The sequence below is a fragment of the Nonomuraea muscovyensis genome, assembly GCF_014207745.1.
Classification (GTDB): Bacteria; Actinomycetota; Actinomycetes; order Streptosporangiales; family Streptosporangiaceae; genus Nonomuraea; species Nonomuraea muscovyensis.
Genome location: NZ_JACHJB010000002.1, coordinates 1,930,190 through 1,942,938 on the forward strand (window position 1 = coordinate 1,930,190; position 12,749 = coordinate 1,942,938).

17 protein-coding genes are annotated in these 12,749 nt (G+C 72.1%); 9 read left to right on the forward strand and 8 right to left on the reverse strand.

Annotated elements, in window-relative coordinates:
* Positions 1-38 precede the first annotated feature (38 nt).
* A complete protein-coding gene (locus FHU36_RS25715; RefSeq protein WP_185086409.1) occupies positions 39-1,667 on the forward strand; it encodes a catalase in 1,629 nt (542 codons plus the stop codon).
* A 46-nt stretch (positions 1,668-1,713) separates the two neighbouring features.
* Positions 1,714-2,373 (forward strand): endonuclease V, encoded by a 660-nt coding sequence (locus FHU36_RS25720; protein ID WP_185086410.1) that lies wholly within the window; start codon positions 1,714-1,716, stop codon positions 2,371-2,373.
* 42 nt (positions 2,374-2,415) lie between these two features.
* On the opposite strand, the gene FHU36_RS25725 is transcribed toward FHU36_RS25720, so the two are convergent.
* Positions 2,416-2,832, reverse strand: coding sequence for a RidA family protein (locus tag FHU36_RS25725; RefSeq protein ID WP_185086411.1), 417 nt, complete (start codon positions 2,830-2,832; stop codon positions 2,416-2,418).
* 86 nt (positions 2,833-2,918) lie between these two features.
* Positions 2,919-3,554 (reverse strand): NADPH-dependent F420 reductase, encoded by a 636-nt coding sequence (locus FHU36_RS25730; RefSeq protein ID WP_185086412.1) that lies wholly within the window; start codon positions 3,552-3,554, stop codon positions 2,919-2,921.
* 89 nt (positions 3,555-3,643) lie between these two features.
* Here FHU36_RS25730 and FHU36_RS25735 point away from each other — a divergent pair, with 89 nt between their 5' ends.
* The 3 genes from FHU36_RS25735 to FHU36_RS46525 all read left to right on the forward strand — a co-directional run bounded on the left by FHU36_RS25735 (position 3,644) and on the right by FHU36_RS46525 (position 5,348).
* A complete protein-coding gene (locus FHU36_RS25735) occupies positions 3,644-3,997 on the forward strand; it encodes a winged helix-turn-helix transcriptional regulator (RefSeq protein WP_185086413.1) in 354 nt (117 codons plus the stop codon).
* 113 nt (positions 3,998-4,110) lie between these two features.
* Positions 4,111-4,638 carry a sigma-70 family RNA polymerase sigma factor gene (locus FHU36_RS25740; RefSeq protein WP_185086414.1) on the forward strand — a complete coding sequence of 176 codons (528 nt, stop codon included), beginning with the start codon at positions 4,111-4,113 and terminating at the stop codon, positions 4,636-4,638.
* On the forward strand, positions 4,635-5,348 hold the full coding sequence (locus FHU36_RS46525) for a permease-like cell division protein FtsX (RefSeq protein ID WP_185086415.1): 714 nt from the start codon (positions 4,635-4,637) through the stop codon (positions 5,346-5,348). The genes FHU36_RS25740 and FHU36_RS46525 overlap by 4 nt, the downstream gene beginning before the upstream one ends.
* A gap of 107 nt (positions 5,349-5,455) precedes the next feature.
* On the opposite strand, the gene FHU36_RS25750 is transcribed toward FHU36_RS46525, so the two are convergent.
* The 5 genes from FHU36_RS25750 to FHU36_RS25770 all read right to left on the reverse strand — a co-directional run bounded on the left by FHU36_RS25750 (position 5,456) and on the right by FHU36_RS25770 (position 9,430).
* The gene (locus FHU36_RS25750) at positions 5,456-6,523 is read right to left on the reverse strand and encodes a PP2C family protein-serine/threonine phosphatase (RefSeq protein ID WP_185086416.1); all 1,068 of its coding nucleotides are present in this window, start codon (positions 6,521-6,523) and stop codon (positions 5,456-5,458) included.
* 296 nt (positions 6,524-6,819) lie between these two features.
* Positions 6,820-7,230 (reverse strand): ATP-binding protein, encoded by a 411-nt coding sequence (locus FHU36_RS25755; RefSeq protein WP_185086417.1) that lies wholly within the window; start codon positions 7,228-7,230, stop codon positions 6,820-6,822.
* Entirely contained in the window at positions 7,212-7,460 is a 249-nt protein-coding gene (locus FHU36_RS25760) for a hypothetical protein (RefSeq protein WP_185086418.1), read from the reverse strand. The genes FHU36_RS25755 and FHU36_RS25760 overlap by 19 nt, the downstream gene beginning before the upstream one ends.
* Positions 7,457-8,353: an MEDS domain-containing protein gene (locus FHU36_RS25765; RefSeq protein WP_185086419.1), complete on the reverse strand. Its 897-nt coding sequence runs from the start codon at positions 8,351-8,353 to the stop codon at positions 7,457-7,459. Before FHU36_RS25765 ends, FHU36_RS25760 begins: the two co-directional genes overlap by 4 nt.
* 282 nt (positions 8,354-8,635) lie before the next feature.
* Positions 8,636-9,430: an HAD-IIB family hydrolase gene (locus FHU36_RS25770; RefSeq protein ID WP_185086420.1), complete on the reverse strand. Its 795-nt coding sequence runs from the start codon at positions 9,428-9,430 to the stop codon at positions 8,636-8,638.
* A gap of 56 nt (positions 9,431-9,486) precedes the next feature.
* Here FHU36_RS25770 and FHU36_RS25775 point away from each other — a divergent pair, with 56 nt between their 5' ends.
* Positions 9,487-9,852: a hypothetical protein gene (locus tag FHU36_RS25775; protein WP_185086421.1), complete on the forward strand. Its 366-nt coding sequence runs from the start codon at positions 9,487-9,489 to the stop codon at positions 9,850-9,852.
* 22 nt (positions 9,853-9,874) lie between these two features.
* Here FHU36_RS25775 and FHU36_RS43740 read toward each other — a convergent pair whose 3' ends face one another.
* On the reverse strand, positions 9,875-10,351 hold the full coding sequence (locus FHU36_RS43740; protein WP_221496575.1) for a DUF6968 family protein: 477 nt from the start codon (positions 10,349-10,351) through the stop codon (positions 9,875-9,877).
* 151 nt (positions 10,352-10,502) lie between these two features.
* Here FHU36_RS43740 and pyrF point away from each other — a divergent pair, with 151 nt between their 5' ends.
* The 3 genes from pyrF to FHU36_RS25795 all read left to right on the forward strand — a co-directional run bounded on the left by pyrF (position 10,503) and on the right by FHU36_RS25795 (position 12,698).
* Positions 10,503-11,366, forward strand: coding sequence for an orotidine-5'-phosphate decarboxylase (gene pyrF, locus FHU36_RS25785; protein WP_185086422.1), 864 nt, complete (start codon positions 10,503-10,505; stop codon positions 11,364-11,366).
* 469 nt (positions 11,367-11,835) lie between these two features.
* Positions 11,836-12,237 (forward strand): hypothetical protein, encoded by a 402-nt coding sequence (locus FHU36_RS25790; RefSeq protein ID WP_185086423.1) that lies wholly within the window; start codon positions 11,836-11,838, stop codon positions 12,235-12,237.
* Positions 12,225-12,698 carry a hypothetical protein gene (locus FHU36_RS25795; RefSeq protein ID WP_185086424.1) on the forward strand — a complete coding sequence of 158 codons (474 nt, stop codon included), beginning with the start codon at positions 12,225-12,227 and terminating at the stop codon, positions 12,696-12,698. Before FHU36_RS25790 ends, FHU36_RS25795 begins: the two co-directional genes overlap by 13 nt.
* Positions 12,699-12,749 lie beyond the last annotated feature (51 nt).

Sequence of the window (12,749 nt, forward strand, 5' to 3'; positions counted from 1 at the left end):
ATGCGCGGAACGCCGTCACAAGGAGGGAGCCGGAACCCATGACCACCGGCGACGACCGGCCCATGCTGACCACCAGGCAGGGACAACCCGTCTACGACAACCAGAACCAGCGAACCGTGGGCGCCCGCGGCCCGGCCACGCTCGAGAACTACCACTTCCTGGAGAAGATCAGCCATTTCGACCGCGAACGCATCCCCGAGCGGGTCGTCCACGCGCGGGGCACGACGTCGTACGGATACTTCGAGGCGTACGGCAAGCTGGGCGACGAGCCGATCTCCAGGTTCACCAGGGCGAAGCTGTTCCAGGAGCCCGGTAAGCGCACCGACGTGGCCGTCCGCTTCTCGACCGTGATCGGCGGCCGCGACTCGGCCGAGACGGCGCGTGACCCGCGCGGGTTCGCGGTGAAGTTCTACACCGAGGACGGCAACTGGGACCTGGTCGGCAACAACCTGGGCGTGTTCTTCATCAGGGACGCCATCAAGTTCCCCGACGTGATCCACTCGCTCAAGCCCGACCCCGTCACGTTCCGCCAGGAGCCGGCCCGGATCTTCGACTTCATGTCGCAGACTCCGGAGTCGACGCACATGCTGGTCAACCTGTTCAGCCCGCGCGGCATCCCGGCGACGTACCGGTTCATGCAGGGGTTCGGGGTCAACACCTACAAGTGGGTCAACGACCGGAACGAGACCCTGCTGGTGAAGTACCACTGGATGCCCAAGCAGGGCGTCCGCAGCCTCACCGCGCAGGACGCCGCCGCGATCCAGGCCGGCGACCTGGGCCACGCGACCAAGGACCTGATGGACGCCATCGACCGCGGCGACTACCCCGAGTGGGAGCTGCTGGTGCAGGTCATGTCCGACGACGAGCACGAGGAGCTGGACTTCGACCCGCTGGACGACACGAAGGTCTGGCCGGAGAACGACTTCCCGCCCAGGCCGGTCGGCCGCCTCGTGCTCGACCGGAACGTGTCCAACATCTTCGCCGAGAACGAGCAGATCTCGTTCGGCACCGGCGTGCTGGTCGACGGGCTGGACTTCTCCGACGACAAGATGCTCGTCGGCCGGACGTTCTCCTACAGCGACACCCAGCGCTACCGGGTGGGCCCGAACTACCTGCAGCTGCCCGTCAACCAGGCCAAGAACGCCGACGTCCGGACCAACCAGCGCGACGGCATGATGGCGTACCACGTCGACGGAGCCGGCGAGAACCCGCACGTCAACTACGAGCCGTCGATCACCGGCGGGCTGCGTGAAGCGCCTTCACCCGGCCAGGAGGTGGGGCCGGTCATCACAGGCCGGTTGACGCGCCGGCGCATCCCCCGGACGAACGACTACAAGCAGGCGGGCCAGCGCTACCTGCTGATGCACCAGTGGGAGCGCGACGACCTGGTGCACAACCTCGTCACGCTGATCAGCCAGTGCGCCCGCCCGGTGCAGGAGCGGATGGTCTGGCACTTCCTCATGGCCGAGGACGAGCTCGGCCTGCGGGTCGGCCAGGGCCTCGGCATCACGGCCGCCGACGTCGCGCACCTGGAGCCGCTGCCGGGCCAGGTGCTGACGGACGAGGAGCGCCAGCGGCTGTCCCAGCTCGGCAAGAACGGCCCGCGCGACGTCACCGGCCTGCAGATGACGCACTGCGTTCCCGACGAGAGGGGCCTGCCCGCATAGCACGCGACTGCGGTTGACCCGTGTGGAGACGGCGTACATTGATCGCGTGCGTGTAAACCAGCTTCACCCGTGGCCGACCACTGTCGCCGAGGCAGAGGCCATCCAGGACCGACTACGGCTTCACGTGGAGCTGACCGGGCCGCGTGCGTTCACGCTGGTGGCGGGACTCGACGTGCACTACGTCGACGACGAGCGGCTGACCGCCGCCGTGGTGGTGCTCGACGCCGCCACGCTGTCCGTCGTGGAGCAGGTGACGGTGCCCGGCAAGGCCGAGTTCCCCTATGTGGCCGGACTGTTCGCCTTCCGCGAGCTGCCCGCGCTGGTGGCGGCGCTCGAACGGCTCACGGTGACGCCCGACCTGCTGGTGTGCGACGGCTACGGGCTGGCGCACCCCCGAGGGTTCGGCCTGGCCTGTCACCTCGGCGTCCTCACCGGCCTGCCCGCCCTGGGGGTCGGCAAGACACCGTTCGTCGGCGCCCACACCGCCCCGGCTCCGGAGCGAGGGGCGTGGACACCGATCGTGCTGGCCGGCGCGACGGTGGGCCGGGCGCTGCGCACGCGGGACGGGGTGAAGCCGGTGTACGTGTCACAGGGGCACCGCATCGACCTGGAGACGGCCGCGGAACAGGTGCTGCGCCTGTCGCCCCGGTTCCGCCTCCCCGAACCCATCCGCCGGGCCGACCACCTCGCCCGCCACCCGGCCTGAGGTCTCCCCCGCCATCCGGGCCGCGTCTTCGCGACCCGCCTCTCAATCCCCTTCGCCGGGCAGGAGCGCGACGGCCTCCACCTCGACGAGTTGGTCGTCGTAGCCGAGGACCGCCACGCCGAGCAACGTGCTGGGCACGTCGTGATCGCCCATGTACTCCCGATAGACCCGCCAGGCCTCGCCAAGATCTTTCTGGCGGGAGGACGCCACGTACACGGTGGTCTTGGCCACGTCCGTCAACTCGGCACCGGCACTGCGCAGCGCGGTGACCAGGTTGCGCATCACCTGGTGCGTCTGGCCGGCCACGTCACCCACGGCCACGGTCGCGCCGTCGCCGTCCAGGGGACACGCGCCCGCCACCCAGACGGCCCGCATCGGCACGTCCGCCACGGCCGCGTACGCGTACTCCACCGTCTGCGCCAGCTCGGGGCTCCGGACGAGGCGAACTTTGCAGGTCATGATTGCCCTCTCGTTGACGATGCAGCAGATCGTAGGGCGGCGATCCTCATGCCGCACCGCGTTTTCCGCGGCCACGGCCGGAACTCTCAGCCGCCGGCGAACTCCCTGGGCGTCAGGATGGCCTGCGCGTCGGCTCCGCCGAACCACAGGCCGATGACGAACACCGCCGTCGCCTCCAGCAGCACGGCCCGGTCGAGCCCGCCGCCGTCCACGGGGGTGCAGCCCAGGTCCGTGACGAGGGTGCGGACCCGCGACAGGGCGTCTGGGTCGTCGCCGCACAGCGGCACCGCGAGGGGGCGGCCGTCGAAGACCGGCGGCGTCATCCGCCACACGTCCACGTGCGCCAGGTTGAAGGCCTTCACGACGTGTGCGCCTGTGAGGTCCGCGGCCAGGCGGGAGATGGGACGCGTGACGTCGAAGCCCGGCAACTGGTTGGTCACGTCGATGAGGGGCTTGCCCCGCAGGGCCGGGCCGGCGGCGGTGAGCACCTCCGTCAGACCCTCCGCCAGCACCGCCGCCATGACGACGTCGCCGAACTCGGCCGCCTCCGCCCACGTCCCGTGCAGCACCGGCGAGCCGCCAGCGGCGGCGGTCATCCGGTCGGCGAGCGCCGCCAGCCTCATCTGGTCGCGCCCGCTGACCATGACCTCGTGGCCGGCCCGCGACCACTGCGTGCCGAGGGCGTCCGCCATGTTGCCGGCCCCGAGAATGCCGATCCGCATGCCGTTCTCCGTTCGTGTGAGAAATTTGCTTACGGAAGGATCGTAGGAATCGCGTCGCACACCATTCGGTGCCTAACGGAGGATCTACGTTGTTGCTCGCCGACTGTCAGGCCAGACTCGCCTTCGATCTGCTGGCCAACACCTGGAACGCCGTCGTGGTGTGCGCGCTGCGGCACGGCCCGCGCCGGCCGGGCGAGCTGCGGGCGCAGATCGGCGGGATCAGTCCCAAGGTGCTGACGGAGACGTTGCGCCGGCTGGAGTTCAACGGCCTGGTCGTCCGGCGGGCGTACGCCGAGGCTCCGCCGCGGGTCGAGTACGAGCTGACCGAACTGGGACAGTCGCTCCTGGGCCCGATCCAGGCGGTCGGGACGTGGGCGCTCGACCACGCGGAGGACGTCCTGGCGGCCCAGGACCGCTGGGAGGAGAGCCTGGCCGGCCCGTGACGCGGGTCAGCCCGTCCCGCGCGGTACACCGGCCGGCCCCGGGCCGGTGGAAGGCCGATGAGACTCGTCGCGCGGGGCGAGCAGCGGATCGGGGCGCCGGGCGTCTCTGAGGTATGGAAGTAGAGCTGCTCCCCGACAGGGAGCCACGAGCTCGGGAACGTGTGGACGTCGCGACGATCTTCGCCGAGCATCACGTCGGTCTCGTCCGTCTCGCCGTGGTCATGGTGGGTGATCAGGCGACGGCCGAGGACATCGTCCAGGAGGCGTTCACCAGCACCCATGCCGGGAGGTCCACGCTCCGCGATCCCGGCAGTGCCCTCGCCTACGTCCGGTCGGCCGTGCTCAACGGCAGCCGATCGGTGCTGCGGCGCAGGGCGGTCCGGCTGAGGAGGGCCCTGCCGTACGAGCCGCCGGTCCGGTCTGCCGAGAGCGCCGCGCTGGTGGACCAGGATCGCCAGGAGGTGCTGCTGGCCCTGAGCCGGCTGCCGCGCAGGCAGCGCGAGGCGCTGTCGCTGCGCTACTACCTCGACCTCTCCGACGCGGAGGTCGCCGAGGTCATGCGCATCGGTGAAAGCACCGTGCGGTCCACGATCGCCAGAGGGCTGAAGGCTCTCGGCCGAGCGCTTGGGGAGAACAAGTGAACGTAGGACAGGCGAACAACCGTGTGGAAAGCCGGCTGCGCGACGCACTCGCCGCGGTGGGGACGACGGTCGAGCCGGCGAGGTTGCGGCCGCTGATCCCACCGAAGCGGCGCGGGTTCCGGCCGCGCGTGCGGTTCGTGGCGGTGGGCCTGGGGCTGGCGCTCGCGGGGGCCGTCGGCGCCGTCCTTCTCGCCCCGTCCGAGCGGGAAACGGTCATGGTGGCGACGGGGGCGTCCAGTCTTCTGTCAGGAGGGTGGACGAAGGGCCAACCGGAGATGGCCGTCTTCCTGTGTCACGACGGCTCGCCCCTGCCCGCGTGCGGGGCCGTCACCGAGCCGGACGGGGGCGGGAGCGATGGGGTGCGTCCGGCGCCCGCCACTCCGGGAACGGGCATCACGGCCGCGCAGCAGAGCGAGCTGGAGCAGGTCCTGCGCGCGAGACCCGAGGTGAAATCGATCACGTTCGAGGACAGGCGGACGGCCTACGCGAACGTCCGGCGGCACCTGCTGGACTCCGGCGACCGCAAGCTGGCCGACGCCCTCGCCGTCGGCGACGTCCCCGAGTCCTTCCGGCTGACGATGAAGCCGGACACGGACTGGGGGGCGGTGACCGACGCCGTGAAGGACATGCCTGGGGTGGCCGCCGTGATCGACCAGAAGTGCGTCGCGGAGCAGGCCGTCTCGGACCGGGCGCGGTGCACGGCCGAGTGATGGGCGGCAGGTCGCGCAACGGGTAGCGCTGGAGGCGTTCCCGATCGGCGGCCGGCCCCGGCCTGGGCGAGGCCGGTCCTCGCCTGATCGCGGATGTCACCCCTGGGTCAGGCGGCCTGCTGCCGGTGCAGGAGGAGCATCGCGGCGTCGTCGAGCAGCGGGCCGCCGACGTGCTCGACCAGGTCGGCCCGCAGGTCGTCCAGTGCGTCCTGCGGGTCGCGGGACAGCAGCACCTGGACACGTTCGTCCAGCGGGTAGAAGGCGCCGCCGGGGTCGCGGGCCTCGATGACGCCGTCGGTGTAGAACAGGAGCTGGTCGCCGTCCACGAACGGCACGCGCTGCGGTTTCGGCTCGCCCGGGCCGAGGGAGGCCAGGCCGAGCGCGAGTCCCTCCTCCGGCGGCTCCACCTTCTGGACGCTCCCGTCGTGGCCCAGCAGCAGCGGCGGCGGGTGGCCGTGGTTGAGCAGGTGGATGCCGCCGTCGTCGACCTCGGCGAGGATGGCGGTGACGAACGCCTCCTCGTCGAGCTGCCGCTCCAGCGTGGCCTCCAGCCGGGCGCTCACGGCGAGCAGCCCGGGCTCGTCGTAGGCGGCCTCGCGGAACGCGCCCAGCACCCAGGCGGCCGTCTCCACGGCCTCCAGCCCCTTGCCCTGGACGTCGCCGATCAGCAGGCGCACGCCGTAGGGGGTGGTGACCACCTCGTACAGGTCCCCGCCGATCCGGGCCTCGGCCACGGCGGAGGTGTAGGAGAGGGCGATGGCCAGATCACCCGCCCGGCGCGGGACGGGGCGCAGCAGCACCCGCTGGGCGGCCTCGGCCACCCGGCGGACGTCGGCCAGCTCCCGCTCGCGGCGCAGCCGCAGCCGGGCGGCGAGCATGCTGGCGCCCGTCACCGCGGCGATGGTGGCGAGGATCACGTAGCCCTGCCACCGGCCCAGCACGTCGTTGTAGAGCGACAGCGGCAGGCAGACGAGGATGGCGACGCCGCCGACGACGAAGGTGCGCCGGACGCCGCCGTACACGGAGGCGAACGTGGGCCCGAGCGTCAGCAGCGGCAGGAACCCCAGCGTCGTGCCCGCCATGAGGTCGATCACGGTGACGGCGGCGATCGCGGCGAAGGGCAGCGCCTGAAGGGTGACGTGCGAGGTGAAGCGGGCGCTCAGGCGTGATCTCATCGCCGTCCCACCTTCTCGTCCGGGGCGCACGGACGGGTCTCCACGGAGGCGGGGTACGAGATCACAGCGGCCACCAGCCCATTACACCAGGTCCGAAACGGCTGCCAGGCCCGCTCCTCAATGAGGTCGGGACCGGTCACCGGTTTCGCGACGGTGGGGTCGCGGTCGCCACCATGCGGAGAGCCATGACGGCGGGTGACCGTGAAAGGAAGGGGCGCCGGGGTTCACGGCGCCGTCGAGGCTCGGCCGGGACCGGCCGGACGCGCGCGAGGAGCCGGGTGCGGGGTCACGCCTCGTCACGACCGGTCGAAGTGGAGCCGGGTGGTGGTGCCGCCGGTGTGACTGTGGCGGCGGACCAGATCGGTGAGCTCGTTGACCAGGAGGAGCCCGTGCCCGCGCTCGGCGGAGGTGTCGGGGCGGACGCGGCCCGCCCAGGGGTCGGCGAAGTGGCCGTCGTCGTCGATCTGGCAGACGAGCGTGCCGGGCGGCGCCCAGATCGTGACGGTGCAGCCGGCGGCGGTGTGCTCGAAGGCGTTGGTGGCCACCTCGTTGACCGCCAGCACGACCCGCGCGACCCCCTGGTCGCTCAGGCCGGCGGCGCGGGCCTCGCTCTCGGCGAAGGAGCGCACGCCCGCCAGTTCCCCGACGGTCCTGAAGGTCCGCCGGTGCGCCCCGGCGGGAGGTGAGGTCAGCGGCTGGTCGAACATCTTCGTGTCTTCCAGGGGTCGGCATACCGGGCGCGGCCCCGGACCGTCGCGGCATCCGCCATGGGCGGATGGCTCCTGAGCGGGTCTGCTCCGGCCTGCTCGGTCAGGGCCGGGGTGTCGAACGGGTTCGGGCGGGTCACCTCACGCACGGTGCCGGCGACCGCCGCACGGCCGCCGGGCGACGGGACGCCCCGCTCGAACGGCCCGCGGGTGGTGCCGGGACCGGTCATGCCGGAGTCCCCTCCACGGCGGGCAACCGGTCGGGGGCGGAGCGGGGGGCCTTGATGGAGTCGATGACGGCCAGCAGCTCCGTCAAAGCGGGGCGCGCGCCCCGCAGCAGGATGCGGCCGCGGCCGGCGGCGATCGCGCCGGCCAGCAGGCGAGCGGTGGCGACGTCGGCGAAGGTGAGACTGGCCACGTCGATGACGACGGGCTCGGGGCCGTCGTCGGCCGCGGCCACCAGCGGGCCGAGCACGGCGGCCAGGGCGTCGCGGTTGGTGCGGTCGGCGGCGCCCTCGAGCGACAGCCCGTTGGAGGTGCGGCGAATGCGGAGCAGGGGCTCCCACTCCTCGGCGCTGCCGGCCCCGGCCCTTGCGGCCCCCGGGTGCGCGGCGCTGACCCGCTCCAGCTCCGCGTGGGTGAACAGCCGCCGGTCGTAGCAGCACAGCGCCATCGCGTAGCCGGCGGAGAAGATCTGGTTGGCCTGCGCCTCGTACCAGGCCAGCTCGTCCATGTCGACGAGCGGGCGGACCGTCCAGCCCATGTCGGCGGCCACCCGGAGCCCCGCGTAGCCCTCGGCTCGCGCCTGGTCGATGGCGGCCGTCCAGCCCTTGAGGGCACGTTCGGGCTCGAAGGACCCGCTGGAGAGGAAGGACTCCTCCGCGGTGGTGACGTGCAACTGGCCCGCGCTCAGCGGCTGTCGCACCTCCGCCCCGTACGCCTGCGCGGCGGCCAGGAAGGCCGTGGGGAGGAAGGTGTCGGTGAAGTAGAGGACCTTCTGGTGGTGCTCCAGACCTTTGCGCAGGAATCGGACCAGGGCCCGTAGATGACGTTCGTGGTCGTCGAAGGTCCAGCAGACGTGGTCCCCGGGGAGGAGCCGGTCGACTGTGGTGGGATCTGCCATGAACCGCTTCTCGTCATCGGGGGATCGGCGTGACGCTCAGGTTGTGCCCTCGGGGGCGCCCTCTCCGCATCTCGCCGTCCTTCCACAGTAACAAAGCGCATGACCCGTCACTCCGGTACAAATAGGACGAAGAAGTCTCACCTCGGCGCCCGCCCGCCCGACGAGGGCGTCCACCGCCGCCGGGTAGTCGGCTCCCACGTACGGCACAGGCGCGCCCGCGTCGTCACGGCCCCACCGACACGAACGGGATGCCCTCGCGAGCAGCCGGGCCAGTGTGCCCGGTCAGGAGTAGTAGCGCTCCAGCACCACGGCCACCCCGTGCTCGTCGTTCGACAGGGTGCGCCGCTCGACCGCCGCGAGCACCAGATGGTGCGCGTTGGCCATGGCGTAGCCCGCCCCGGCGAAGGCGAGCACCGCGAGGTCGTTCGGCATGTCGCCGAACGCCGCCACCTCGGCCGGGTCCACCCCGCGCTCCGCGCACAGCCCGGCCAGCGTGCCGGCCTTCGTCACCCCGGCCGCGCTGATCTCCAGCAGCCCGCCCACCCCCGAATGGGTCACCTCCGCCTGGCCGTCCACGGCGGCCACGGCCGCGGTGAACATGTCGTCCACCAGATGGTCGCGCGACCAGACGAGCAGCTTGACGACGGGATCGGCGCACTCGCGCAGCGAGGCGACCTCGCGGCGGTGGCGCGCGTCGTGAGCGTGGGCGACGCCGTAGCCGGGCTCGGCCAGCAGCCCCGTGCCCGTCTCGCCGGCGAACGCCACCCCGGGCAGCGCCTCGGCCAGCGTTTCCACGACGTGGGCCGCGGTGCCGGGAGCGAGGTCGTGGCGGGCGACGATCTCGCGGCTGCCCAGGTCGTAGACGATGGCGCCGTTGCTGCAGACGGCGAGGCCGCCGACTCCGGCATTCTCCGCGATCGGGTCGACGCCGCGAGGCGCGCGGGCGGTGACGAACACGATCTCCGCCCCCGCCTCGCGCGCCAGCCGCAGCGCCCGGCGGGTGCGCGGCGACACCGCGCCGGCGGAGTCGAGCAGGGTGCCGTCGAGGTCGGTCGCCACGATGCGGGGAGGGTTCACGCACCGATTATGACCTCCTGCTCCGGCCGGCGCCGAGCCGGCGGTACGCTGCGCGGGTGCCTCCCGAAGTCCGCCAGGACCACCCCGTCGGCTCCGCGCTGCGGTTCGCCACCGAGCTCGTCGCCTGGGTCGCCACCCCCTGGGCGCTGTGGCCGTATTCGGTGCCGCTGGCCGTGCTGTCGCCGGTCGTGTTGATCGGCCTGCCGACGCTGTTCGCGACACCGGGTGACAAGCGGCACGTCATCGTGGCCGTGCCGGGGTTCGTGACGATCCTGCTGGTGCTGCTGCAGCTCGTCGCGGCCGTCGCCGCGGCGTGGGCCGCCTGGTCCGCGGTCGCGGGCGTCGCCATCGCGCTGCTCGCCGCGGTCACGGTCGCCTTCGAGCTGCCGCGCTGGCGATGGCTGCTGTCGCGCCGGGGCTGACGGCGGCCGGGCCGAGGATGGGCTAGAGACGCATCTCGGACGGCAGCCGTTTGGAGGCGCGTCTCAGTTCGAGCCCGAGCAGCTCGCCCGACGCGCCGAAGTCGAGCGACACCCCGTCGGCGACGACCTGACGGACGGCCTCGCCGGGCGCGATCTCGTGCTTCATGGCGAGGTAGGCGGCGTCCTGGCCGGGATCTCGGGTGAGGTAGACCGTGTGCCGGCGGCGGCCCGGCAGCTCGTCGTCCCAGCTCAGCAGCCCTTCGCGGGCCTCGTGGGAGCGCGCGAGCGCGGCCCGCACCACGTCGAGGACGTTCTCCAGCGCCTCCATCGCGTCCACGCCGGTGACCTTGCGCTCGTGCTCCCAGCCGGCCAGGCCGTCGATCCGGTACGGGCACGACCACTCCCCCGCCGCGTCCTCCGTGGGGAGGCCGACGGTGACGACGACCTCGCTGAGTGGTTCGCCGCGAAGGGTCAGCGTGCGGTGGGCGATCTCGTACATGCAGGGTGATCTACCCCGTCGCGCGGCCCGCAAGACTGGCGCCGCCTCGGCGCCGGTCCCGCTGGCCGCCGCCATACCGGCACGGCAGAAAGCCTTCCAGGGCGACGCCGGCGGCGGCTAGTGTGCCTACGGTCGTCGCGAGGGGGGCCATGTGTGGAATGAGCCGTTCGGGACCCGGCTGCGGGCCAGGCTCGACAAGTACGGACCGCTCTGCGTGGGCATCGACCCGAGCCCGGAGCTGCTCGGGGCGTGGGGCCTCGACGACTCGCCGGCCGGGCTCGAACGCTTCGCCCGTACGGTCGTCGCCGCCGTGGGTGACGTGGCGGCGGTGGTCAAGCCGCAGTCGGCGTTCTTCGAGCGCTGGGGCAGCCGCGGCATCGCCGTCCTGGAGCGGGTGATCGCCGACCTGCGGGAGGCGGGCACGATGGTGCTGCTCGACGTCAAGCGGGGCGACACCGGCAGCGCGATGGCCGCCTACGCCGAGGCCTACCTCGACCAGGGCAGCCCACTGGCCGTGGACGCGGTGACGCTCAGCCCCCACCTCGGGTTCGGGTCGCTGGAGGTGGCGATCACCAAGGCGGTGGCCAACGACGCCGGCGTGTTCGTGCCGGCGGGCGTGTTCGTGCCGGCGGGCGGCTCCACGCGCGCCCGCGACCCGGAGGCGGACCGGCTCCGGGCGGCGAACGCCGGTGAGGTGCTCGCGGGGGCCGAGGCGGCGAACGCGGGGCACGCCCCGCTCGGGCCGGTGGGCGTGGTGATCGGCACCACGCCGCCGCCGCCCGACCTGCCGCCCGACCTGTCGCCCAACCTTCCGCTCGACCGGCTCGGTGGCGCGATCCTGGCCCCGGGGCTGGGCGCGCAGGGCGCCTCCCCGGCCGACCTCGCGCGCCTGTTCGCCGGGGTACGGCAGGCGGTGGTGCCGTCGGTGTCGGGGGCGGTGCTCGCCGACCCGGACCGGGTGCGCGACCTGACGTTGCGCTACCGCGACGAGTGCGCCGACCACCTGTCACCCTGAACGGCCGCTGCCACCCCGCCGCCCTGAGCAGCGCTGATGTTCCTCGACGCTGAGTCCCGGCAACTGCTGCGGGTCCGGCCGAACCCGCTGATCTGGGCCAAGTGCCCGCAGTTGCGCGGTGCTCGCCCGGCCGGGCCGCCGCCGGTGCCGGAGCCGTCACCGGTCACGGTGCAACGCCGCGCGAACGCCTTCGGTGTGATCATGGTGGAGATCTTGCCTCCTGGGTCGGGGTCATCACCGCTCTCTCATGTTCTCCTTCACAGCATTCGTGGTGTCCCTGGTCGCGCTCAAGTACCAGCGCGACGCTGCCAGGGCGGCGAGACAACCTGTTGTAGAAAGCCCGGCGCTCGGGTCCGCGTCACCAGCCGCAAAGTAGCTGAGAGTAGCCAGGCGTTCCCGGACGGCTTGTTGGCGAGCAACCCGCCCGGTCTCCCCCCGCAGGAACAGGGACGGGGCCCGAGTCTCGTTGGTGAGCTACTGCAGCGGCCCGAACGACCGTTCCGACGCGTTTGACGTGCGGATTTCTGGACCCATGCTGCCGGTTGAGTTCTTGAGCGATGATGAGGCGGCCGCGTACGGCCGGTACGTAGGGAAACCGACGCGGACCGAGCTGGAGGATAGTGGACTTGGCCCGATACGGGATGAGCGCCACGGCGACCACCGAGCTGATCGGCAAGGCCGAAACCGCCACCGACGAGAGCGCGCCCGCCAGCACCCCAAGCTCGCCTGCCACTCGGCCACGCTCGCGGTCGCGGTGGAGACACTGCTGGAGGTCACCGAATACGGCGAGGAACTGTGGCTGGAGCAGGTGTGGGAGGCGATTGACGCGATCGTGCCGCGCCGGGAGCTGAAGGAGCGATGGCCGCGGTGACCGGCATGGTGCCGCCGCCGGACGCCGATGCCGATGGGCAGATGCGGGCGCTGCCGGCCGAGCGGAACGCCACCGTGTCAGGGGTCCTCAAGACGCTGACCACGGTGATCGAGTTCGGCGCGAACGCCGAAGCGCAGCAGGTGCCGGTGGCGATGAAGACGCTGCCGCGCCTGCTGGATGGCCGTAAGAAGAAGGTGACCGAGGACGACATCGACGTCGCGCCGGTGACCGAGTCGTGGAGGCGCCTGGTGTTCAGGGCCGGATCGCACGGCAGCACGGTGGACAAGAACGCCTACACCATGTGCGTACTGACCCAGTTCCACCGCCGCCTCAAGCGACGCGACGTATACGCCGAGGCCTCGGCCCGCTGGCGGGATCCGCGCGGCCACCTGCTGGACGGCGCGGACTGGGCGGCGGGCAAGGGGCCGGCGCTGACGGACCTGCAGCTGCGCTTCGCCTGAAGGGGTGTCGCAATGTCCTCCACGACAGCTGGTGAAACACTTGTCCGTCCA

Coding starts and splice junctions, on each gene's coding strand:
- FHU36_RS25760 (WP_185086418.1), bottom strand. CDS start 7,460: ATGACCGGTCCCGGCACCACCCGCGGGCCGTTCGAGCGGGGCGTCCCG.
- FHU36_RS25740 (WP_185086414.1), top strand. CDS start 4,111: ATGGAAGTAGAGCTGCTCCCCGACAGGGAGCCACGAGCTCGGGAACGT.
- FHU36_RS25750 (WP_185086416.1), bottom strand. CDS start 6,523: ATGAGATCACGCCTGAGCGCCCGCTTCACCTCGCACGTCACCCTTCAG.
- FHU36_RS25755 (WP_185086417.1), bottom strand. CDS start 7,230: ATGTTCGACCAGCCGCTGACCTCACCTCCCGCCGGGGCGCACCGGCGG.
- FHU36_RS25765 (WP_185086419.1), bottom strand. CDS start 8,353: ATGGCAGATCCCACCACAGTCGACCGGCTCCTCCCCGGGGACCACGTC.
- FHU36_RS43740 (WP_221496575.1), bottom strand. CDS start 10,351: ATGTACGAGATCGCCCACCGCACGCTGACCCTTCGCGGCGAACCACTC.
- FHU36_RS25730 (WP_185086412.1), bottom strand. CDS start 3,554: ATGCGGATCGGCATTCTCGGGGCCGGCAACATGGCGGACGCCCTCGGC.
- FHU36_RS25715 (WP_185086409.1), top strand. CDS start 39: ATGACCACCGGCGACGACCGGCCCATGCTGACCACCAGGCAGGGACAA.
- FHU36_RS25725 (WP_185086411.1), bottom strand. CDS start 2,832: ATGACCTGCAAAGTTCGCCTCGTCCGGAGCCCCGAGCTGGCGCAGACG.
- FHU36_RS25795 (WP_185086424.1), top strand. CDS start 12,225: ATGGCCGCGGTGACCGGCATGGTGCCGCCGCCGGACGCCGATGCCGAT.